Source organism: Nonomuraea mesophila (assembly GCF_004352805.1).
Lineage (GTDB): Bacteria > Actinomycetota > Actinomycetes > Streptosporangiales > Streptosporangiaceae > Nonomuraea > Nonomuraea longispora.
Genome location: NZ_SMLD01000172.1, coordinates 1 through 19,784 on the forward strand (window position 1 = coordinate 1; position 19,784 = coordinate 19,784).

Annotated in this window: 19 protein-coding genes and 1 pseudogene; 9 read left to right on the forward strand and 11 right to left on the reverse strand. The window is 70.3% G+C overall.

Annotated features, from left to right (window positions below; translation table 11 throughout):
- Positions 1 to 23: 23 nt before the first annotated feature.
- The 5 genes from E1295_RS39495 to E1295_RS39515 all read right to left on the reverse strand — a co-directional run bounded on the left by E1295_RS39495 (position 24) and on the right by E1295_RS39515 (position 5,134).
- Positions 24 to 842: a segregation and condensation protein A gene (locus E1295_RS39495; RefSeq protein ID WP_132638994.1), complete on the reverse strand. Its 819-nt coding sequence runs from the start codon at positions 840 to 842 to the stop codon at positions 24 to 26.
- Positions 839 to 1,774 (reverse strand): ParA family protein, encoded by a 936-nt coding sequence (locus tag E1295_RS39500; protein ID WP_425465074.1) that lies wholly within the window; start codon positions 1,772 to 1,774, stop codon positions 839 to 841. Before E1295_RS39500 ends, E1295_RS39495 begins: the two co-directional genes overlap by 4 nt.
- A gap of 122 nt (positions 1,775 to 1,896) precedes the next feature.
- On the reverse strand, positions 1,897 to 2,820 hold the full coding sequence (locus E1295_RS39505; RefSeq protein WP_132638996.1) for a site-specific tyrosine recombinase XerD: 924 nt from the start codon (positions 2,818 to 2,820) through the stop codon (positions 1,897 to 1,899).
- The gene (locus E1295_RS39510) at positions 2,817 to 3,470 is read right to left on the reverse strand and encodes an NUDIX domain-containing protein (RefSeq protein ID WP_246080898.1); all 654 of its coding nucleotides are present in this window, start codon (positions 3,468 to 3,470) and stop codon (positions 2,817 to 2,819) included. The genes E1295_RS39505 and E1295_RS39510 overlap by 4 nt, the downstream gene beginning before the upstream one ends.
- Entirely contained in the window at positions 3,467 to 5,134 is a 1,668-nt protein-coding gene (locus E1295_RS39515; protein ID WP_132638998.1) for a CTP synthase, read from the reverse strand. The genes E1295_RS39510 and E1295_RS39515 overlap by 4 nt, the downstream gene beginning before the upstream one ends.
- 110 nt (positions 5,135 to 5,244) lie before the next feature.
- On the opposite strand from E1295_RS39515, the gene E1295_RS39520 reads away from it, so the two are divergent.
- From E1295_RS39520 to E1295_RS39535, 4 genes are all read left to right on the forward strand, one after another.
- On the forward strand, positions 5,245 to 5,895 hold the full coding sequence (locus E1295_RS39520) for an acyltransferase (protein WP_132639000.1): 651 nt from the start codon (positions 5,245 to 5,247) through the stop codon (positions 5,893 to 5,895).
- A 38-nt stretch (positions 5,896 to 5,933) separates the two neighbouring features.
- Entirely contained in the window at positions 5,934 to 7,058 is a 1,125-nt protein-coding gene (locus E1295_RS39525; protein ID WP_132639002.1) for a nitronate monooxygenase, read from the forward strand.
- An 84-nt stretch (positions 7,059 to 7,142) separates the two neighbouring features.
- On the forward strand, positions 7,143 to 7,748 hold the full coding sequence (locus E1295_RS39530; RefSeq protein WP_132639004.1) for a pyridoxamine 5'-phosphate oxidase family protein: 606 nt from the start codon (positions 7,143 to 7,145) through the stop codon (positions 7,746 to 7,748).
- 18 nt (positions 7,749 to 7,766) lie between these two features.
- Entirely contained in the window at positions 7,767 to 8,525 is a 759-nt protein-coding gene (locus E1295_RS39535) for a GntR family transcriptional regulator (protein WP_132639006.1), read from the forward strand.
- On the opposite strand, the gene E1295_RS39540 is transcribed toward E1295_RS39535, so the two are convergent.
- Positions 8,503 to 10,866 (reverse strand): GcvT family protein, encoded by a 2,364-nt coding sequence (locus E1295_RS39540; protein WP_132639008.1) that lies wholly within the window; start codon positions 10,864 to 10,866, stop codon positions 8,503 to 8,505. The two genes, E1295_RS39535 and E1295_RS39540, sit on opposite strands and share 23 nt — an antisense overlap.
- Before the next feature lie 68 nt (positions 10,867 to 10,934).
- On the opposite strand from E1295_RS39540, the gene E1295_RS39545 reads away from it, so the two are divergent.
- Together E1295_RS39545 and E1295_RS39550 are read left to right on the forward strand one after the other, a co-directional pair.
- Positions 10,935 to 11,840 (forward strand): choline kinase family protein, encoded by a 906-nt coding sequence (locus E1295_RS39545; RefSeq protein ID WP_132639010.1) that lies wholly within the window; start codon positions 10,935 to 10,937, stop codon positions 11,838 to 11,840.
- Positions 11,841 to 11,844: 4 nt separating this feature from the next.
- Positions 11,845 to 12,450, forward strand: coding sequence for a DUF4126 domain-containing protein (locus tag E1295_RS39550; protein WP_132639012.1), 606 nt, complete (start codon positions 11,845 to 11,847; stop codon positions 12,448 to 12,450).
- Between the two features lie 41 nt (positions 12,451 to 12,491).
- Here E1295_RS39550 and E1295_RS39555 read toward each other — a convergent pair whose 3' ends face one another.
- Both E1295_RS39555 and E1295_RS39560 read right to left on the reverse strand, forming a co-directional pair.
- Complete coding sequence (locus tag E1295_RS39555) at positions 12,492 to 13,292, reverse strand: alpha/beta fold hydrolase (RefSeq protein WP_132639014.1); 801 nt, start codon at positions 13,290 to 13,292, stop codon at positions 12,492 to 12,494.
- A 4-nt stretch (positions 13,293 to 13,296) separates the two neighbouring features.
- Positions 13,297 to 14,103 (reverse strand): glucose 1-dehydrogenase, encoded by an 807-nt coding sequence (locus E1295_RS39560; protein WP_281284799.1) that lies wholly within the window; start codon positions 14,101 to 14,103, stop codon positions 13,297 to 13,299.
- Positions 14,104 to 14,291: 188 nt separating this feature from the next.
- Here E1295_RS39560 and E1295_RS39565 point away from each other — a divergent pair, with 188 nt between their 5' ends.
- Positions 14,292 to 14,897 carry a hypothetical protein gene (locus tag E1295_RS39565; RefSeq protein WP_132639016.1) on the forward strand — a complete coding sequence of 202 codons (606 nt, stop codon included), beginning with the start codon at positions 14,292 to 14,294 and terminating at the stop codon, positions 14,895 to 14,897.
- 59 nt (positions 14,898 to 14,956) lie between these two features.
- On the forward strand, positions 14,957 to 15,532 hold the full coding sequence (locus E1295_RS39570; RefSeq protein ID WP_132639018.1) for a Uma2 family endonuclease: 576 nt from the start codon (positions 14,957 to 14,959) through the stop codon (positions 15,530 to 15,532).
- A 9-nt stretch (positions 15,533 to 15,541) separates the two neighbouring features.
- On the opposite strand, the gene E1295_RS39575 is transcribed toward E1295_RS39570, so the two are convergent.
- On the reverse strand, positions 15,542 to 16,102 hold the full coding sequence (locus tag E1295_RS39575) for a hypothetical protein (protein ID WP_246080900.1): 561 nt from the start codon (positions 16,100 to 16,102) through the stop codon (positions 15,542 to 15,544).
- Positions 16,103 to 16,363: 261 nt separating this feature from the next.
- Here E1295_RS39575 and E1295_RS39580 point away from each other — a divergent pair, with 261 nt between their 5' ends.
- On the forward strand, positions 16,364 to 17,233 hold the full coding sequence (locus E1295_RS39580) for a serine protein kinase RIO (RefSeq protein ID WP_132639020.1): 870 nt from the start codon (positions 16,364 to 16,366) through the stop codon (positions 17,231 to 17,233).
- A gap of 63 nt (positions 17,234 to 17,296) precedes the next feature.
- Here E1295_RS39580 and uvrB read toward each other — a convergent pair whose 3' ends face one another.
- Both uvrB and E1295_RS51460 read right to left on the reverse strand, forming a co-directional pair.
- Positions 17,297 to 19,405, reverse strand: a complete 2,109-nt coding sequence (uvrB, locus tag E1295_RS39585; protein ID WP_132639022.1) for an excinuclease ABC subunit UvrB — start codon at positions 19,403 to 19,405, stop codon at positions 17,297 to 17,299.
- A gap of 36 nt (positions 19,406 to 19,441) precedes the next feature.
- Positions 19,442 to 19,531 (reverse strand): annotated as a pseudogene (locus E1295_RS51460) (transcriptional regulator); the annotation flags it as partial.
- Between the last annotated feature and the right edge of the window lie 253 nt (positions 19,532 to 19,784).

A 19,784-nucleotide genomic window follows, 5' to 3' on the forward strand; every position in this document is an offset into this window, starting at 1 on the left:
TGCGGGGGTTGGGCAGTGGGTTGTCAGTCATGGGATGGTTTCTCCGCGGATTCTTCGTAGTCGTCCCCCACCGCGACGTCCCCGTCGTCGGCGCCCGTCCAGGTCACGTGCAGGTCGCCCAGCGGCTCGACCTGCTCGAACGTGACCGCCGACTCCCGGAACAGCTCCAGCACGGCCAGGAAGCGGGCGATGACCTCGAAGGTGCCCTCGCAGTCGGCCACCAGCGCTCGGAAGGTGGCCCGCCGCATCCGCCGCAGGTGCATGACCAGGATGGCCGCCTGCTCCTTGACACTGGCCAGCGGCTGGTAGATGTGCCCCACGCTGACCGTGGGCGGCAGCTTGGGGGTGAAGGCCCTGGCGGCGATCTTGGCGAGCTGTTCCGGCCCGATGCCGAGGACGAGCTCGGGCAGCAGGTCGGCGAACTGCGGCTCCATCGGCACCGTACGGGGAAAGCGCAGCGACTCCTCAGCCATCCGCCCGGCGAAGATCTTGGCGACCTCTTTGTACGCTTTGTACTGCAGCAGCCGCGCGAACAGCAGGTCTCTGGCCTCCAGCAGGGCCAGGTCCTCCTCGTCCTCCACCTCCCCCGAGGGCAGCAGCCTGGCCGCCTTGAGGTCGAGCAGCGTGGCCGCGACGAGCAGGAAGTGGCTGGTCTGGTCGAGGTCCCACTCCGGGCCGCGGGAGCGGATGTAGGCGATGAACTCGTCGGTGACCTTGGAGAGCGAGACCTCGGTGATGTCGAGCTTGTGTTTGGCGATGAGGCCGAGAAGCAGGTCGAAGGGACCCTCGAAGACGTCCAGGTGAACCTGGAACCCTTGGGGCTCGGTCTGCTCTGCGGTCACCTGGCCATTGTGGCAGGCGCTGGCCAGCGCGAGAGCACTTCGCGCGCCAGCTCACGGTAGGCGTTGGCGCCCAGGGACGACGGGTCGAACGTGGTGATCGGCTCGCCGGCGACGGTCGCGTCGGGGAAGCGCACCGTGCGGTTGATGACGGTGTGGAACACCTTGTCGCCGAACGCGTCCACCACGCGGGCCAGCACCTCGCGGCCGTGCAGGGTGCGGGCGTCGTACATGGTGGCGAGCAGGCCCTCGATCTCGAGGTCCTCGTTGAGCCGCTCCTGGACCTTGGAGATGGTGTCCATCAGCAGGGCCACGCCGCGCAGCGCGAAGAACTCGCACTCCAGGGGCACCATGACGCCGTGGGCGCAGGTGAGCGCGTTGATGGTGAGCAGGCCGAGCGAGGGCTGGCAGTCGATGAGGCACACGTCGTAGTGCGGCAGCAGCGGCTTGATCACGCGGCCGAGCACCTGCTCGCGGGCGACCTCGGTGACGAGCTGGACCTCGGCGGCCGACAGGTCGATGTTGCTCGGCAGCAGGTCGAGGCCCTCGACGCCGGTCTCGAGCAGCACGTCCTCGGCGGTGACGCCGCGCTCCATCAGCAGGTTGTAGACGGTCAGGTCGAGCTGGAGCGGGTTGATGCCCAGGCCGACGGAGAGCGCGCCCTGCGGGTCGAAGTCGACGAGCAGCACCTTGAGCCCGTATTCGACGAGGGCCGCGCCCAGGTTGATGGTGGTCGTGGTCTTGCCGACCCCACCCTTCTGGTTGACCATCGCGACCACGCGCGCCGGGCCGTGCACGTCGGGCACCACCGGCTCGGGGAACACGGGTCTGGGCCGCTGCGTGGGCCCGAGGTTGACGCCGTTGGAAGGCGCGTTGGTCTTCGTGTCGCCCCAGGGGTTGTCGGGGGTCCCCGGGGTCGAACCCTTGGTCGTCACAGTCACCAGCTCGAACCTCCCTGACGATCCCGAACCGGACCGTCCGGACGGACACTATGGCGTCACCACTTAACGCGGCAAGGCGGCACGCCGAGGGTGCCGCACACCGCAAAGACTATAGATCACTGCCGGGCCCGTGGATGCGCCGCGGCGTAGACCTCGCGGAGCTTGTCGACCGTGACCAGGGTGTAGACCTGGGTGGTCGTCACCGAGGCGTGGCCGAGCAATTCCTGGACCACCCTAACGTCCGCGCCGCCGTCCAAGAGATGAGTTGCGAAGGAATGTCGGAGAACATGGGGAGATATCTGCTTTAGCCCCGCTCGTTCGGCGGCCGCATGGAGCACCTCCCACGCCCCCTGCCTGGTCAGACGGCCTCCCCTGGCGTTCAGGAAGATGGCCGGCGTGCCGCGCCCGTGGGCGAGCAGGCCGGGCCGGGCCCGGACGAGATAGGCGTCGAGGGCGGAACGGGCATAGCGCCCGAGCGGGACGACCCGGGTGCGGCCGCCCTTGCCGCGCAGGCGCACCTGCTCGTCCTCTAGGTCGTCCACGGCCAGCCCCACGGCCTCGGAGATGCGGGCGCCCGTGCCGTACAGGACCTCCAGCAGGGCGCGGTTGCGCAGCGTGAGGGGCGCGCCGTCCGGGCCCGACGCGGCGATGAGCCGCTCGACCTCGTCGACGGCGATGGCCTTCGGAAGCCTGCGCATCGGGCGTGGCGGGCGTACCTCGTGGGCGGGATCGTGGGCCGTGACGCCTTCGCGCAGAGCGAAACGGTGCAGCCCGCGTACGGCGGACAGAGCACGGGCGGCGGAGCTGGCGACGAGCGCCGGATGATCCCCGTCACCCTCGCGCAGCGCGGTGAGGAAGGCCAGGACGTCGGCCTCGCCCACCTCGTCGAGCTCCAGCCGCCCGCGCCCCCGCAGGTGCGCGTAGTAGCGGCGCAGGTCACGGCGGTAGGACGCGAGCGTGTTTGCAGCCACGCCCTGCTCCACCGCCAGATGGGCGAGGTAGCTGGAGAGCACGGCCTCCACGATCGGTCCTTCCGTCACGCCTCCGGGGCGTCGGCGGGGCGCAACAGGGCGAGTCCCTCAACCGAAGCCGCGTACGCGGCGAGGATACCGGCCACGGCCGGGGAATTGTGGATCATTCCCATGAGCGCCTTTTCTACCGCGTCGGGCAGAGGGACCCATTTGACCGGCATGTCGATTTCTTCGTGCCGGTGCACGAAGCTGTTCTCCTCGTCGGGGATCTTGGTCAGGTCGCGGGCCAGGAACACCCTGATGCGCTCGTCGCTCATACCGGGTGAGGTGCGCAGGTCGATGAGCGTGTGCCAGGTGGCGGCGCGGTAGCCGGCCTCCTCGGCGAGCTCACGCGCGGCCGCGTCGACCAGCGGCTCGTCCGGCACGTCGCGCAGGCCGGCGGGCAGTTCCCACATCAGGTGGCGGGTGGGGTGACGGTATTGCCTGATCAGCAGGACGCGGTCCTGGCCGTCGAGCGCGAGCACGGCGACGGAGCCGGGATGGACCACGTAGTCGCGCTCGGCCGTCTCGTCGCGGGGCATCCTGACGGTGTCGGTCACCACCTTGATGACGTGGCCGTCGAAGCGCTCCTCCGACTCCAGCACGTCCCACGACTCGGGCGTGTCGGCGATCGGTTCCGCGGTCCGCTGGAGGCGCACGCCGTCGCCGCCGGGGTTCACTGGCCCACCGTCGTCGCGCCCACGCGGCCGTCGGCGTAGGCGAGGGCGGCGCCGATGAGGCCCTTGAACATGGGGTTGGCCCGGGTGGGCCGGGAGCGGAACTCCGGATGCGCCTGGGTGCCGATGAAGAACGGGTGGATGTCGGGCGGCAGCTCGGTGTACTCGACCAGGCGCCCGTCGGGCGACACGCCGGAGAAGACCAGGCCGACCTTCTCCAGCTGCTCGCGGTAGGAGTTGTTGACCTCGTAGCGGTGGCGGTGGCGTTCGTCGGCCTTGGCCACGTCGCCGTAGAGCCGGCGGGCGAGCGTGCCTTCGGCCAGCTTGGCGGTGTAGCTGCCCAGCCGCATCGTACCGCCCATGTCGCGCTCGCCGGCGACGACGTCCTCCTGGTCGGCCATGGTGGAGATGACCGGGTGCTTGGTGTCGGGGTCGAACTCCGTGGAGTTGGCGCCCTCGATGCCCGCCATGCTGCGGGCGGCCTCGATGACCATGCCCTGCATGCCGAGGCAGATGCCGAGCAGCGGGATCTTGCCCTCACGGGCGTGGCGGATGGCGCCGATCTTGCCCTCGATGCCGCGTACGCCGAACCCGCCGGGGATCAGCACGCCGTCGACGCCGTCGAGCTCGCGCGCGGCGCCCTCGGGGGTCTCGCAGTCGTCGCTCTTGACCCAGCGGATGTTGACCCGCGCGTCGTTGGCGAACCCGCCGGCCCGCAGGGCCTCGGTCACCGAGAGGTACGCGTCCGGCAAATCAATATATTTCCCCACAAGGGCGACAGTGGCCTCCTTCGCCGGGCGGTGCACCCGGCGAAGGAGCTGCTCCCACTCCTTCCAGTCGACGTCGCGGAAGGGCAGGCCGAGCCGGCGCACCACGTACGCGTCGAGGCCCTCGGAGTGGAGCACCTTGGGGATGTCGTAGATCGAGGCCGCGTCGACGGCGGACACGACGGCGTCCTCGTCGACGTCGCACATCAGGCTGATCTTGCGCTTGATCGCCGTCTGCACGGGCCGGTCGGAGCGCAGCACGATCGCGTCCGGCTGGATGCCTATGCTGCGCAGCGCCGCCACGCTGTGCTGCGTCGGCTTGGTCTTCAGCTCGCCCGAGGGCCCGATGTACGGCAGCAGCGAGACGTGCAGGAAGAACACGTTGTCGCGCCCCACCTCGTGCCTGATCTGCCGCACGGCCTCCAGGAACGGCAGCGACTCGATGTCGCCCACGGTGCCGCCGACCTCGGTGATGACGACGTCCACCTCGGGACCGGCCATGCCTCTGATCCGGTCCTTGATCTCGTTGGTGATGTGGGGGATGACCTGGACCGTGTCGCCCAGGTATTCGCCCCGCCGCTCCTTGGCGATGACGTTGGAGTAGACCTGCCCGGTGGTGACGTTGGCCGAGCCGTGCAGGTCGGTGTCGAGGAACCGCTCGTAGTGGCCGACGTCGAGGTCGGTCTCCGCGCCGTCGTCGGTGACGAAGACCTCGCCGTGCTGGAACGGGTTCATCGTGCCGGGGTCGACGTTGAGATAGGGGTCGAGCTTCTGCATGGTGACCCTGAGACCGCGCCCCTTGAGCAGGCGGCCGAGGCTGGACGCCGTGAGCCCCTTGCCGAGACTGGAGGCGACACCGCCGGTGACGAACAGATGTTTGGTTTGCGATGCGCTGCGCAAAAGGGCTCCCGTGGCTCGAGGTGTGGTCGAAGTGTCCACGGGCTCTCAGGATATCAAACAACGCCCCTCACATGGGCGAACGGCCTGACCTGAGGGTAACTTTGGACTTTATGTCACTAGTACGCCGGGCGGCGGGCGCACTGATTCACCGTGTCTACCGGGCGATCCGCCGTGCGGGCGCGATCACTCCGGCGAGCCCCGCGGGCTACCGGTTCCGCCGGCTCGGCGACGGCGTCAGCATCGCGTTCCCCCCTGGCGCCATCTTCGGCGAGCAGTGGATCGAGATCGGCGACCACACGCTGATCGGCGAGCGGGTGTCGCTCTCCTGCGGCATGGGCCCCGGCGTGGACCTCGGCCCGGCGTCGATCCTGCGCATCGGCGGCGGCTGCTCGATCGGCCGGGGCACGCACGTCGTGGCCCACCAGTCGATCGACGTGGGCGACGACGTCTTCACCGGCCCGTACGTCTACATCACCGACCAGAACCACGTCTATGACGACCCCGACGTGCCGATCGGCAGGCAGTGGCCGCGCAACAGCCCGGTCTCGATCGGCTCGGGCTCGTGGCTGGGCGCCGGCGCGATCGTCCTGCCCGGCACGACGCTCGGCCGCCAGTGCGTGGTGGCTGCGGGCGCGGTGGTGCGCGGCGAGTTCCCCGACCACAGCGTGGTGGCGGGGGTGCCGGCCAAGCGGGTACGCGGCTGGACGCCCGAGTTAGGCTGGCACGCGCCGGAGGCCGTCCTGGCCGACAGCGGATCCTGATCTGGACCGAACATCCTTCTGACGGTTAGCGTCACCTCATGCGAACCGCCATCTGCGAGCGCCTGGGCATCGAGTTCCCCCTGTTCGCCTTCAGCCACTGCCGCGACGTGGTGGCCGCGGTGACCAACGCGGGCGGCTTCGGGGTGCTGGGCGCGATCGCGTACTCACCCGACCAGCTCGACACCGAGCTCACCTGGATCGACGAGCGGGTGGGCGGCCGGCCGTACGGCGTCGACGTGCTCGTCCCCGGCAAGGTCGACGACTCGGCGCTCGACCGGCGCGCGCACCTCATGGACTTCATCCCCGAGCGGCACCGCGACTTCGTCACCCACCTGCTGACGAAATACGGCGTGGGCGCGGCCCCGCAGCCGATGACGGCGGTGGCCGACGAGTTCGGCCGGCGGGTGACGGCGGCGGGGGCGACGGGGCTGATCGACGTCGCGCTCAAGCACCGCATCGGCCTGATCGCCAGCGCTCTGGGCCCGCCGCCGCCCGAGATGGTGGCCAGGGCCAGGGAGGCGGGCGTGCCGGTCGCCGCGCTGGTCGGCACGGTCGAGCACGCGCGCAAGCAGGTCGCGGCGGGCGCCGACCTCGTCGTGGCGCAGGGCACCGAGGCGGGCGGGCACACCGGCGAGATCTCCACGATGGTGCTGGTACCGCAGGTCGTGGACGCGGTGGCGCCGGTGCCGGTGCTGGCGGCGGGCGGGATCGCGTCGGGGCGGCAGATGGCCGCGGCCATGGCGCTCGGCGCCGACGGCGTGTGGTGCGGCTCCGTCTGGCTCACGACGGAGGAGGCGGAGACGCCGCCCGCGGTCAAGCGCAAGTTCCTGGCGGCCTCGTCACGGGACACGGTCAGGTCGAGGTCCCGTACGGGCAAGCCGGCCAGGCAGCTCAGGTCGGCCTGGACCGACGAGTGGGACTCCAGCCAGGAGAGCCCCGGCCCGCTGGGGATGCCGCTGCAGCTCCTGGTGGCCGAGGGGGCCATGGCGCGCATCGCGGCGGCGGCGGAGAAGGGCGAGCCGGGGGCGGTGGAGCTGGTCAACTACTACGTGGGGCAGGTCGTGGGCCAGCTCGATCAGGTCAAGCCGGCCCGGCAGGTGGTCTACGAGCTGGTCAGCGAGTTCGGCGAGGCGGTGGAGCGGCTCGAACGCCTGTCCGGGTGAGGCCCGTGACAGCCGGTCGGCGACAATGGCACCCGGCGGCTCGTGGTCGCGCGCCGCGTTCCTTCGCACGAGGACGGGGACACCGTGGGCAAGACGTACGACGGCATCACCGGCAGGTTGCGGGCGTTCATCGAGGCGCAGCCCGTGTTCTTCACGGCGACCGCGCCCCTCGCCGGCGACGGCACGATCAACCTGTCCCCCAAGGGGGTGAGCGGTTCGCTGGCGGTTCTCGACGAGCTGACGGTGGCCTACCTCGACTTCGCGGGCAGCAACGCGGAAACCGTCGCCCACCTGCGCGAGAACGGCCGCATCACCTTGATGTGGTGCGCCTTCGACGGGCCGCCGACCATCGTGCGGGTGCACGGGCGCGGCGAGCCCGTGTTCAGGGACGACCCCAGGTGGGCCGGGCTGGCCGCCCGCTTCCCCGGGGTCGACACCGGCGCGCACGGGCTGCGGGCGATCGTGGTCGTCCGCGCCGAGCTGATCCGCGACACGTGCGGCTACGCGGTTCCGCTCATGTCGTACGAGCAGGACCGCGACCTGCACGCGAAGCGGTTCGCGCGGGAGGACGACGAGTCGCTCAACGCCTATTTCTCCCGTAAGGAGCATGTCGCCACCAGCATCGACGGTCTGCCCGGCCTGCCGCTGCCCCTGCCTGCCTCGGGGCCGCAGGAGGCCGCCGGGGGCTGACCGGGCTACGATGCGCGTGTGGTCGGGACCCCGCCTCAGCTGGAGCGCGGCTCCGGCGTCCCCGCGCACGTGCAGATCGAGCGGTGGTTGCTCGAGTCGATCTCCAGCGGCGAGCTGATGCCGGGCGACCGGCTGCCCGGCGAGCGGGAGCTGGCCGGGCGGCTCGGCGTGAGCAGGATGACGCTCAGGCAGGCGCTGGCCACGCTGGAACGCGACGGCGTGCTCGTCAGGGTGCCCGGCCGGGCGGGTGGCGCGTTCGTGGCCGAGCCGCGCATCGAGTGCGACCTGACCGGGCTCACCGGGTTCACCGAGCAGATCCGGCGGGCGCACCTGCGGGCCGAGGCGCGGATCCTGGTGGCGGAGACGGTGCCCGCGACCGTGGCGGTGGCCAGGGCGCTGCGGGTGGCGCCGGGCTCGCCGGTGCACGAGGTGGCCAGGGTGCGCTCGGCCGGTCGCTCGCCGGTGGCGCTCGAACGTTCCTGCTTCCCCGACCTGCCCGGCCTGCTCGACCAGGATCTGACCGGTTCCCTCTACACGCTGCTGGCCGAGCGCTACGACCTGGCCCCGCGCACGGCCGTCGAACGGCTCGACCCGGTGATCGCCCGCCCGGCCGAGGCCGCGGACCTGGACATACCGCCGGGGGCGCCGCTCATGCTGATCGAGCGCACGGCGTACGCGGCGGGCGGCCGGCCCGTGGAGTTCGCCCGAGACCTGTTCCGCCCCGACCGGGTGCGCATCTCGGTGCGCAGCGGAGTCACGGGACCAGCGGAGCCTTGACCACCGTGCCCGGCACCCAGGCGCCCTCCACCTCGATCTCCACCTCGGCGCCCGGCCCGACCGGCAGGTACGCGTACGCGATCGACTCCCCGGCGGTGTAGCCGTAGCCGCCGGAGGTGACGCGGGCCAGCACCTGGCCGTCCGCCCTGACCGGTTCGTTGCCGAGCGCGACCGCCCTCGGGTCGCTCAGTGTCACGCAGCGCAGCCGCCGGCCGGGATCGGGGTCCAGGGCGTCCCTGCCGAGGAACTCCTTGTCCGGTTTGACGCAGAAGCCCAGCCCGGCCTCGTACGGCGTCGTCTCGGGCCCGATGTCGGCGCCCCACACCCGGTAGCCCTTCTCCAGCCGGAGGCTGTCGATGGCGTGGTAGCCGCAGGCCGCCATCCCGTGCGGCCGGCCCGCCTCCCACAACGTCCGCCACAGCGCGAGCCCGTACTCGCTGGAGCAGTAGAGCTCCCAGCCGTGCTCCCCCACGAACGTCACCCGCAGCGCCAGCACCGGCACGTCCCCCACGGTGAGCTCCCGTGACGACATGAACGGGAAGCCGAGCGGGTCGGGCGTGAGCCCGGACAGGATGTCGCGGGCGCGCGGCCCCCACAGGGCGAAGCAGGCGTAGCGGCCGGTGACGTCGGCGATCCTGGCGGCCGAGCCCGTGAGCGCGGCCTGCTTGCGCAGCCAGCCGAGGTCGTGCGTGCCGCACGCGGTGCCGGTGACGACGAGGAACTCCTCCTCGCCGCGCCGGGTGACGGTGAAGTCGCACTCGATGCCGCCGCGCCGGTTGAGCGCCTGGGTGTAGGTGACGGCGCCGACCTCGCGGGCGACCCGGTTGTCGCACACCCACTCCAGCAGGGCGGCCGCGTCGGGGCCGGTGACCTCGATCTTGGCGAACGAGCTCTCGTCGAACAGCCCCGCGGCCGTGCGCGTGGCCCGGTGCTCGGCCCCGGTCGCGGGCGACCACGCGCGGCCCGCCCAGCCGGCGGGGCGCTCGCCGTCGTCCCCGCCGGCTTCGTTGGCCGCGTAGTGGTTGACCCGCTCCCAGCCCGCCTTCTCGCCGAAGACTGCCCCGTGGCCCTGGTGCCAGGCGTACGCGGGCGAGACCCGCAGCGGCCGCCCCGCCGACCGCTCGTGGCCGGGGTAGCGGATGTCGTAGTAGGTCTCGTAGTTCTCGACCGCGCGCTTGAGCGTGTACGACGGCGAGCGGTAGTGGCTGCCGAACCTGCGGATGTCCATGTGCCGGACGTCCATGGCCGGCTCGCCCTCGACGATCCACTCCGCCATCACCTTGCCGATGCCGCCCGCGCCGGCGATGCCGTGGGCGCAGAACCCGGCCGCGACGAAGAACCCGCCCACCTCCGTCTCCCCCAGGCAGAACTCGTTGTCGGGGGTGAACGCCTCGGGCCCGTTGATCAGCTTGCGGATGCCGACGTCGGCCATGGCCGGCACGCGGATCCTGGAGTTGTCGGAGATCTCCTCGAACCTCGCCCAGTCCTCGGGCAGCAGGCGGCCGTTGAAGCCGGGGGGCACCGCGTCGAAGGTGCCGGGGCCGGCCGTCCAGGGGGCGCATGTGCGCTCGTACCCGCCCATGACCAGGCCCTGCACCTCCTGCCGGTAGTAGACGAGCAGGTCGGGGTCGCGCAGCGTGGGCAGGGCCGTGTGGTCGTGGCAGGCGTCGGTCACCACGTACTGGTGGGACATCGGCACGATCGGGACGCGCACGCCGGCCATGCGGCCGATCTCGGCGGCGAACATGCCGCCGCAGTTGACCACGACCTCGCAGTCGATGTCGCCCTGGTCGGTGCGCACGCCGGTGACCCGGCCGCGTTCGGTGGTGATGCCGAGGACGCGGGTCCTGGTGCGCAGCCTCGCCCCGCCCTCGCGGGCGCGCGCGGCCAGCGCGTAGCACAGCTGGGAGGGGTCCACCTGCCCGTCCGTCGGCAGGTACGCGGCGCCCACGACTCCTTCGGGGTCCATGAGGGGGAACAGGTCCACGGCCTCCGCCACCGAGATCTCCTGCAGCGGCAGCCCGAACGTGCGCGCCCAGCCGATCTGGCGGCGGATCTCGGCCATGCGCTCGGGGGTGGAGGCCAGCTTGATGCCGCCGCACTCCGTCCAGCCCGCGTCGAGGGTGCGGTAGAGCTCGACGGAGTACTGGTTCATCCGGGTCAGCGTCGGGTCGGACCGCAGCTGGCCGACCAGGCCCGCGGAGTGGAAGGTGGAGCCGCTGGTGAGCTCGTCCCGATCCAGCAGGACGACGTCGCGTTCGCCTAGTTGGGTGAGGTGGTAGGCGACGGACGTGCCGCCCACCCCGCCACCGATGACCACGATGCGGGCCGAGTCGCTCATGGTCGCGAGGCTAATCGCCGTACCCCAAAAGGTCTAGACCGTTTAGGCCGGTGGAGCTAGCATCGACCATGGCCGTTGCCCAGGTCCTCGACCGCATCCCCCTGTTGTCCGGCATGCCACGAGCCGTGGAAGAGCTGCCGGGGGGGTTGACCAATCGCAACTATAAGGTGACCACGCCCGGCGGGTCGTACGTCGTGCGCGTGTCGGCCGGCGACGGAGCGCTGCTGGCCATCGACAGGGACGCCGAGCACGCCAACACGATCGCGGCGGCCCGCGCGGGGGTCGGCGCGCCGGTGCACGCCTACCTGCGCGGTCAGGGAGTGCTGGTGGTGGGCTACATCGACGCGCGCACGTTCACCGAGGCGGATCTGCACGATCCGGCCAACCTGCCGAGGGTGGCGGAGGTGTGCCGGCGGCTGCACGCCGGACCACGGTTCGTGAGCGACTTCGACATGTTCGACGTCCAGCGGCGCTATCTGCGGATCGTCCAGGAACGCGGCTTCCGGCTTCCGGCCCGCTATCTCGACTTCATGCCCATCGTTGCCGACATCCGGAAATGTCTGGCTATAAGGGATGAAGGCACGGTTCCGTGTAACAACGACCTTCTGCCGGGGAACATCCTCGACGACGGCCGGCGCCTCTGGCTGATCGACTACGAGTACGCCGGCAACAACGACCCCTGCTTCGAGCTCGGCAACGTCTGGAGCGAGGCCGACCTGCCGCTGGGCCATCTGGAGGCGCTCGTCACCGCCTACTACGGCCGCCCGCTCCGCCACAAGATCGCCCGCGCCCGCCTGCTCGGCCTCATGTCCAAGTACGGCTGGACACTGTGGGCCTCCATCCAGGACAGCGTGAACGAGACCATCGACTTCGACTTCTGGTCGTGGGGCATGGAGAAGTACGAGCGGGCGGTGGCCGAGTTCACCGGTCCCGCTCTGGCCGGCCTCATGGACGACGCGGCCCGGGCAGACTAGGGGCATGCTCGCCGCTCTGACCGGTCTGGGCCTGTCCACGGCCGCCGGGCTCAACGCCTACATCCCGCTCCTCGTCGTGGGCGTGCTCGCCAACCTCACCGACGCCGTGAAGCTCCCCGACGGCTACGGCTGGCTGTCCAACTGGGGCGTGCTGGCCGTGATCGCGGTGCTGCTGGTCGCGGAGACGGTGCTCGACAAGGTGCCCGCCGTCGACACCGTCAACGACGCCATCCAGACCGTGATCCGCCCGGCGTCCGGAGGCGTGGTGTTCTCCGCCACGAGCGCCGCCGCCGAGATCGACCGCTCGACGTGGATGGCCGAGCACCCGTGGGCCGGATGGTTGCTGGGCATCGTGATGGCGCTGGCCGTACACGTGGTCAAGACCACCGCCCGGCCAGTGATCAACGTCGGCACGGCCGGGACCGGCGCGCCGGTCGTGAGCACGGCGGAGGACGCGGGCTCGCTCGGGATGAGCCTGATCGCGATCTTCCTGCCCGTCCTGGTGATCGTCGCACTGCTGCTGCTCGCCGTTCTCGGCTGGTGGCTCATCAGAAAAGTACGCCGCCGCCGCGCCCGCGGACGGGCGGCCGGGGGCCGTCCCGCGACCTGACACCCGCTCCCGTCACGCCCGCCCCCGCCCGTGGGGTCCTCTCACGGCCTCAGGCGGCCCGCCCACCTCTCCACCAGGTGCACGAACTCGGCGGCCCGCTCCTCGTGCAGCCGGTGGCTCGACCCCTCCCAGCACACGACCTTCGAGGCCGGATCGCGCAGCAGCGCGGCCTCCCAGCGCGCCCGTTCCTGGTCCGACCAGATCGACAACACCGGGCACCGCCTGCGCGCCAGGTAGGCGTCGGAGGCCGGCCGCACCCCGATCGCCTCCGGAGCGGTGAACATCGCCTCGAACGCCTCCGCCAGCACGTGCGGCGGCATGCCGTGCAGCCGGCGTTTGTGCCAGCGCCTGATGACGGCAGGGGTGGCGGCGTTCGTGCACCACTCGTCGATCTGCTCGGCGACCGTGTGCGCGTGCTCGCCGCGCAGCCCCGCGATCATCTGGGGGAAGGCCGCGGCGATGTCCGCCGTCATGCCGTAGCCGGGGTCGACGGCGACGATCCCGCGTACCCGCTCCGGATGCTCGACGGCGAGGACGGACACCACCTGGGCGCCCATCGAGTGGCCGACCGCGACCGCCTGGGGGACGCCGAGGTGGTCGGCGAGCAGAGTGTGCAGGTCCCCGGCCATCGCACGAGGCGTGTTGCCGGTCGCCGGCACCGACGAGTAACCGTGCCCGCGCAGGTCGACGGCGATAACCCGGTGCCGGGCGGCGAACGCGTCGATGTGCCAGGACCACTGGTGCGAGTCGGTACCCCACCCGTGCACGAGCAGCAGCGGCGGCCCGTCGCCGTCATCGGTGTAGAAGAGCCGGACATCCTCCGCGACCTCGGCGTACGGCATCGGTCTACCGCTCCTCTTCCGGCCGGCCGCCGTCCCGCCGGTTCCCCTCCATGCGGCTGCGGTCGGGGCGCATCAGCAGCGCGGCCTCCCCCGCCGTCAGCCCACCGTCGACGGCCACCTCGGCGCCCGTCACGTACGAGGCCGCGTCGGACAGCAGGAACGCGATCGTCTCCGCGACCTCCTCCGGCTCGCCCCAGCGCCCGGCCGGCGCGAGAGGGAAGGTGTCCTCGCCGGACACCGCGCCGAGCGGCTCGGTCATCTGCGTGACGATCATCCCAGGATGTACGGAGTTGACCCGGATGCGGTGGCGCCCGAACTCCAACGCCGCGATCTTGGTCAGCCCGCGCACCCCCCACTTCGAGGCTCCGTAGCCGCCCGTGCCGGGCAGGGCGCTGAGCCCCGCGACCGACGACAGGTTCACGACGGCTCCGCCGCCCGACTCCCGCATGGGCCCCACGACCGCCTTGAGGCCCAGGAACGTGCCGAGCAGGTTGACCCGCAGCACGTTCTCGAACTCCTCGGCCGGCTGCTGCTCGATCATCAGCATGGTGGCGATGCCCGCGTTGTTGACCAGCCCGTCGATCCGCCCGTGCTCGTCCACCGTCCGGGCCACCACCTCCGCCCACTGGTCCTCCTCCCGCACGTCGTGGGCGATGAACCGGGCGTCCATTTCCTTGGCCGTGGCCGTACCCTCGTCGACCAGCACATCCGTGAGCACCACCCGCGCCCCCGCCGCGGCACACCGCCGTGCCGTCGCGGCCCCCATCCCCCTCGCACCGCCAGTGACGATCACAACCTTGTCCTCAAGCACCGCCGTGTTCCCTTCTGCCGCACAAACGCCTCTGGTCGCGTCGCCGGCCGGCGTGAGGCACTGCCCGGCGACCAAGGCCGATGGTGAACTGAAACACAGGCCAAACTGATCGATCAAGAGTGGTCATGGCCAGGCGCCCCGGACCCGCCCGGCCGCACTATCCTTCACATCATCAACCCCAACAGGAGGTGGCGGAGATCAGCGAAATCCTTCTCATCGCCCTGGTGATCCTGGCGTTCCTCCTTCTGCTGGGCGGCGTCGGCATCTACGTGCTCGTCAAGCTGGGAAAGAAGGCCGCGGTCAAGGCCAGGGAGGCCACGACGCGGATCACCACGCACGTCAACGCGATGGGCACAGGCGAGGCCGCGGAGATCGAACGTCTCCGGCTCGACCTGCGCCGCGAGATGACCCTCACCCGCCAGGCCGTCGACCAGGCCCAGCGCCAGGGGTGGGGCCTGGGCGACCTGCCGCGCATCATGGCCGACCTGACCAAGCACGTCGACACGCACGACGAGCAGCTGGCGATGTTCGCCCAGCAGCAGCGCGTGTCCTCCTACGTCGACCACGTCACGCTCGACCGGCTCCGGGAGCACCAGGCCACGCTGACGGCCACGTGCGCCCGCATCCGCACGGGCCTGCTCAACGACCAGGTCCACCACACCGCGTCGGGCATCGCCGACCTGACCTCCCGCACCGACCTGGAGATCGAGTCCCGCCGCCGCGACCCCGACCCGCTGGACGAGATCGACGACCTCTACCGCCGCACGATGGAGGAACGCAGGAAAGAACCCTGACCATCGCTCGTCGTGACACAATGTATGCGTAGCGTGAGCTTCGCTGAGGAGGCATTCCGATGACCACGGCCCTCCCGGAGTGGTTCTACCCCGGCCCTCCCGGTGGCTGGACCGCCGACATGCTCGATCACCTTCCCCCCGACGCGCCACGGCACGTCGAGCTGATCGATGGGTCACTCATCATGATGTCGCCACAAACCGGCTTCCACATGCTCGCGCTGCGGTTGTTCGAGCGGTCGCTCCGTCCGCCGAGAGAGCTGATGGCTGTTCGCGAGATGACGGTGACGCTGGGAGTGCGTCAGCGTCCGGAGCCGGACGTCCTCCTGGTCAAAAGATCGGCCTTCAGCACCAAGGGCACTTCGTTCAAGCCCGAGGATGTCCATCTCGTCATCGAAGTGGTCTCGGACGAATCCAGGGAACGAGATCGGGCCACCAAGCCGATCAAATACTCAAACGCGGGCATCAAGCACTTCTGGCGAGTCGAACAGGAGAACAGCCAGCCCGTGGTCTATACATTCGAGCTGGAGCCAGCGGTCAAGGCATATGTCCCTACCGGCATTCACCGCAAGCGGCTGCAGACCGACATTGGGTTCGACATAGACATTGATCTTGATTTGAGTGCCGTCGCGGAGTGACCTCTGACGTCACCCGCGGCCCCAGTCCCTGAAGACGACCGTGGCCAGCTCCGACTCGGAGGCGCCCCTGCGCGCCATGGCCTTGGTCGCCTGGGCCTGCGCCAGAGTGGGCAGCCGGCCGTCCAGGAGCACGGGCAGCGACAGGCGCCGCAGCAGCACCTCCGACGCCGAGACCCCGGACGGCCGTCGTGTCACGGCCACGTTGACCCGCAACACGTGCTCGTTGCCCGCCGGCACACCCGGCCGGTCGATCTCGATGGCCGAATAGCGGAAACCGTTGGCCAGGTCGCAGGGGGCGCACCCGGCGGGGCCCCCGCTGAGCCGGCCGCCGCACTCCGGGCACGTCAGGCGGTCGTACGCGGCGTCGACCACGCGCCACACATGCCGGTCCGGTTCGTCCACGACCATCTCGGCGACCTGCCGCTCTCCCGCCGGCTCCAGCGCACCGAACTCGTGTGTGACGAAGGAACGCCAGCCCTCCTCGACGATCTCGTCGACCAGCCTCGCGCACCGGGCACAGTCATGAGCGCCTGCCGGCTCCCACTGCCCGCACTCCCCGCATCGTCGCATGTCCGCACCGTACAAGCCCGGCAGGTCCGCCGCACGGCTATATCCGCCCCGCCCTGGCCGGTCTCCCCCGCGTTAATTCGGTTGCGGCGCGCACGAGGCATCGGCATAGTCGAGGGCGAGTTGATCGCAGCGACACGGAGGGAGGGTGAGACCGTGATGACGATTGTTCGCGTGCCGTTTTCCGCGTCCTCACACCTTCCCACCGGGCGGTCGCTGACCTGATCGACGAGCCGGTGGGCCTCATTTCTGGAGCAATCCACCGTGCCGAAGCATTCGCAACACCGCCGCCGCGGCAAGAACGCCCTCGACGCCGACGACATCGCCTGGCTGGAGAGCACGCCCGAGACCGACGACGGCCCTCCCGAAGGTGATCGCTGGTCCACCTGGGACCAGAGCACGCCCACGGAGAAGGGCCCCCGGCCCCACCCTGACTGGCTGGTCACCGAACTGGCCGCCGTGGACACCGAGTACGGCGTGCTCAAGACCGGCAAGGAGGCCGACGTCCACCTCATCTCCCGCGGCGTGCCCGGCACCGACCGGGAGTGCCTGCTGGCCGCCAAGCGCTACCGGTCGTCGGAGCACCGCCTGTTCCATCGCGACGCCGGCTACCTGGAGGGGCGCAGCACCCGTGAGAGCCGGATGAACCGGGCCATGGCCAACCGCACGGCCTTCGGCAAGCAGGTGATCGCCGCTCAGTGGGCGGTGGCCGAGTTCGCGGCGCTGTGCCGGCTGTGGGAGCTCGGCGTGCCGGTGCCGTATCCGGTGCAGATCGTCGGGACGGAGATCCTCGAGGAGTTCATCGGCACGCGGGACGGTTTCGCGGCGCCGCGGCTCGCCCAGGTGAGCGACGATCTGGACGACCTGTGGGAGCAACTGGTCACGGCCATGCTCACCCTGGCCGGGGAGGGGCTGGCCCACGGGGACCTGTCGCCGTACAACCTCCTGGTGCACGACGGCAGGCTGGTCATCATCGACCTTCCGCAGATCGTGGACGTGATCGCGCATCCGGCGGGACCGTCGTTCCTCGACCGCGACGCGCACAACGTCGCCACCTGGTTCGCCGCCAAGGGCGTCACGGCCGCCTCCCCCGACGGGCTCGCCGCCCTCCTGCGGCGGGAAGCGCGCATGTGACGCCGCCTCCACCCGCACGCCGAGCCCGCCGGCCGAGCGGGCGGGCTCGGCCGGCGTGGGTGGTTATTCGACGCCGGCCTCGCGCATGTCGCGCAGCTCGCGCTTCAGCTCCTTGATCTCGTCGCGCAGCCGGGCGGCCACCTCGAACTGCAGGTCGGCGGCCGACTGGTGCATCTGCTCGGTCAGTGAGTCGATCAGGGACTCCATCTGGGCCCTCGGCATGTCGCCGGCGATGGCCTTGGCGTGCTGGCCGGCCTGCCGGGCGGCGAAGCCTGGCACCGGTGCCTTGCCGCGCGACACCGACCGGCCTCCGCCGAGGAGCCGGTCGGTGTCGGCGTCCTCGCGCTGCAGCGAGTCGAGGATGTCGGCGATCTTCTTGCGCAGCGGCTGCGGGTCGATGCCGTTGGCCTCGTTGTAGGCGAGCTGCTTGGCCCGGCGCCGGTTGGTCTCGTCGATGGCCCGCTCCATCGACGGGGTGACCTTGTCGGCGTACATGTGGACCTGGCCGGAGACGTTTCTGGCGGCGCGGCCGATGGTCTGGATCAGGGACGTCTCCGAGCGCAGGAAGCCCTCCTTGTCGGCGTCGAGGATCGACACCAGCGAGACCTCGGGCAGGTCGAGACCCTCGCGCAGGAGGTTGATGCCGACGAGCACGTCGAACTCGCCGGTGCGCAGCTCGCGCAGCAGCTCGATGCGGCGCAGCGTGTCGACCTCGCTGTGGAGGTAGCGCACCCGGATGCCGAGCTCCAGGAGGTAGTCGGTCAGGTCTTCCGACATCTTCTTGGTCAGCGTGGTGACCAGCACGCGCTCGTCGCGCTCGGACCGCTCGCGGATCTCGTGGACCAGGTCGTCGATCTGGCCCTTGGTGGGCTTGACCACGATCTCGGGGTCGACCAGGCCGGTCGGGCGGATGACCTGCTCGACCACCTCGCCCTTGACCCGGCCCAGTTCGTAGGGGCCGGGGGTGGCCGACAGGTAGACGGTCTGGCCGATGCGCTCCAGGAACTCCTCCCACTTGAGCGGCCGGTTGTCGAGCGCCGACGGCAGCCGGAACCCGTGCTCGACCAGCGTGCGCTTGCGCGAGGCGTCGCCTTCGTACATGGCGCCGATCTGCGGAACGGTCTGGTGGGACTCGTCGAGCACGAGGAGGAAGTCCTCGGGGAAGTAGTCGAGCAGCGTGTTGGGCGCGCTGCCGGCCTCGCGGCCGTCCATGTGGCGCGAGTAGTTCTCGATGCCGGAGCAGGTGCCGATCTGGCGCATCATCTCGATGTCGTACGTCGTGCGCATGCGCAGCCGCTGCGCCTCCAGCAGCTTGCCCTGGCGCTCCAGCTCCGACAGGCGTTCGGCCAGTTCCGCCTCGATGCCCGCCACGGCGGCCGCCATGCGCTGCTCGCCCGCGACGTAGTGGGAGGCGGGGAAGATGTAGAGCTCTTCGTCTTCGGTGATGACCTCGCCGGTCAGCGGGTGCATGGTGCAGAGCTTCTCGATCTCGTCGCCGAACATCTCGATGCGCACGGCCAGCTCTTCGTATTTCGGGATGATCTCGATCGTGTCGCCGCGCACCCGGAACGTGCCCCGCGTGAAGGCGAGGTCGTTGCGGGTGTACTGCATGTCGACCAGGCGGCGCAGCAGCTGGTCGCGGTCGACGTCCATCCCGACGCGGAGTCTGGCCATGCGGTCGACGTATTCCTGTGGCGTGCCCAGGCCGTAGATGCACGACACGGACGCGACCACGATGGTGTCGCGCCGGGTGAGGAGCGAGTTGGTCGCCGAGTGGCGCAGGCGCTCGACCTCGTCGTTGATCGAGGAGTCCTTCTCGATGTAGGTGTCGCTCTGCGGGACGTAGGCCTCAGGCTGGTAGTAGTCGTAGTAAGAGACGAAGTATTCGACCGCGTTGTTGGGCAGCATCTCGCGCAGCTCGTTGGCGAACTGCGCGGCCAGGGTCTTGTTGGGCTGCATGACGAGAGCGGGCCGCTGCAGGCGCTCGATCAGCCAGGCGATCGTGGCCGTCTTGCCGGTGCCGGTGGCGCCCAGCAGCACGCTGTCCTTGTCTCCGGCCTTGACGCGGTGCTCCAGCTCGGCGATGGCCGTCGGCTGGTCGCCGGAGGGAGTCATCTCGGTGACGACCTCGAAGGGCGCCACCTTCCGCTGCAAATCTGTGACCGGTCGCATGCTGCCCACTGTAGGCGGCCGGACCGACAGAAAGCGTCATGCGGACCGCTCGCCGATCCTCGGGAACGGGCTGGTGGAGAAGACCACTTCGACGGGCGCCTCGAACCAGGCGGCGATGCGCAGCGCGCAGCACACCCGCTACGAACAGCAATACATATGTGATGCCGCACTGCAAGCGATCAGCAAGTCATACCCGATACGGTCGAAATCGCCTGTAGCGGAAAAGGAAGGTCCAATGTCACGTCCCAGAGAGGCACTACGCCAAGCAGGTCAGGGCATAGCCCAAACGGTGGCGCAAGGGGGTGACGTACGCCAGGCAATGGGTCAGGCCGTGGAACAGTTCGCCGGCCAAGCCCTGCCCCCTTCTCGTATACACAAC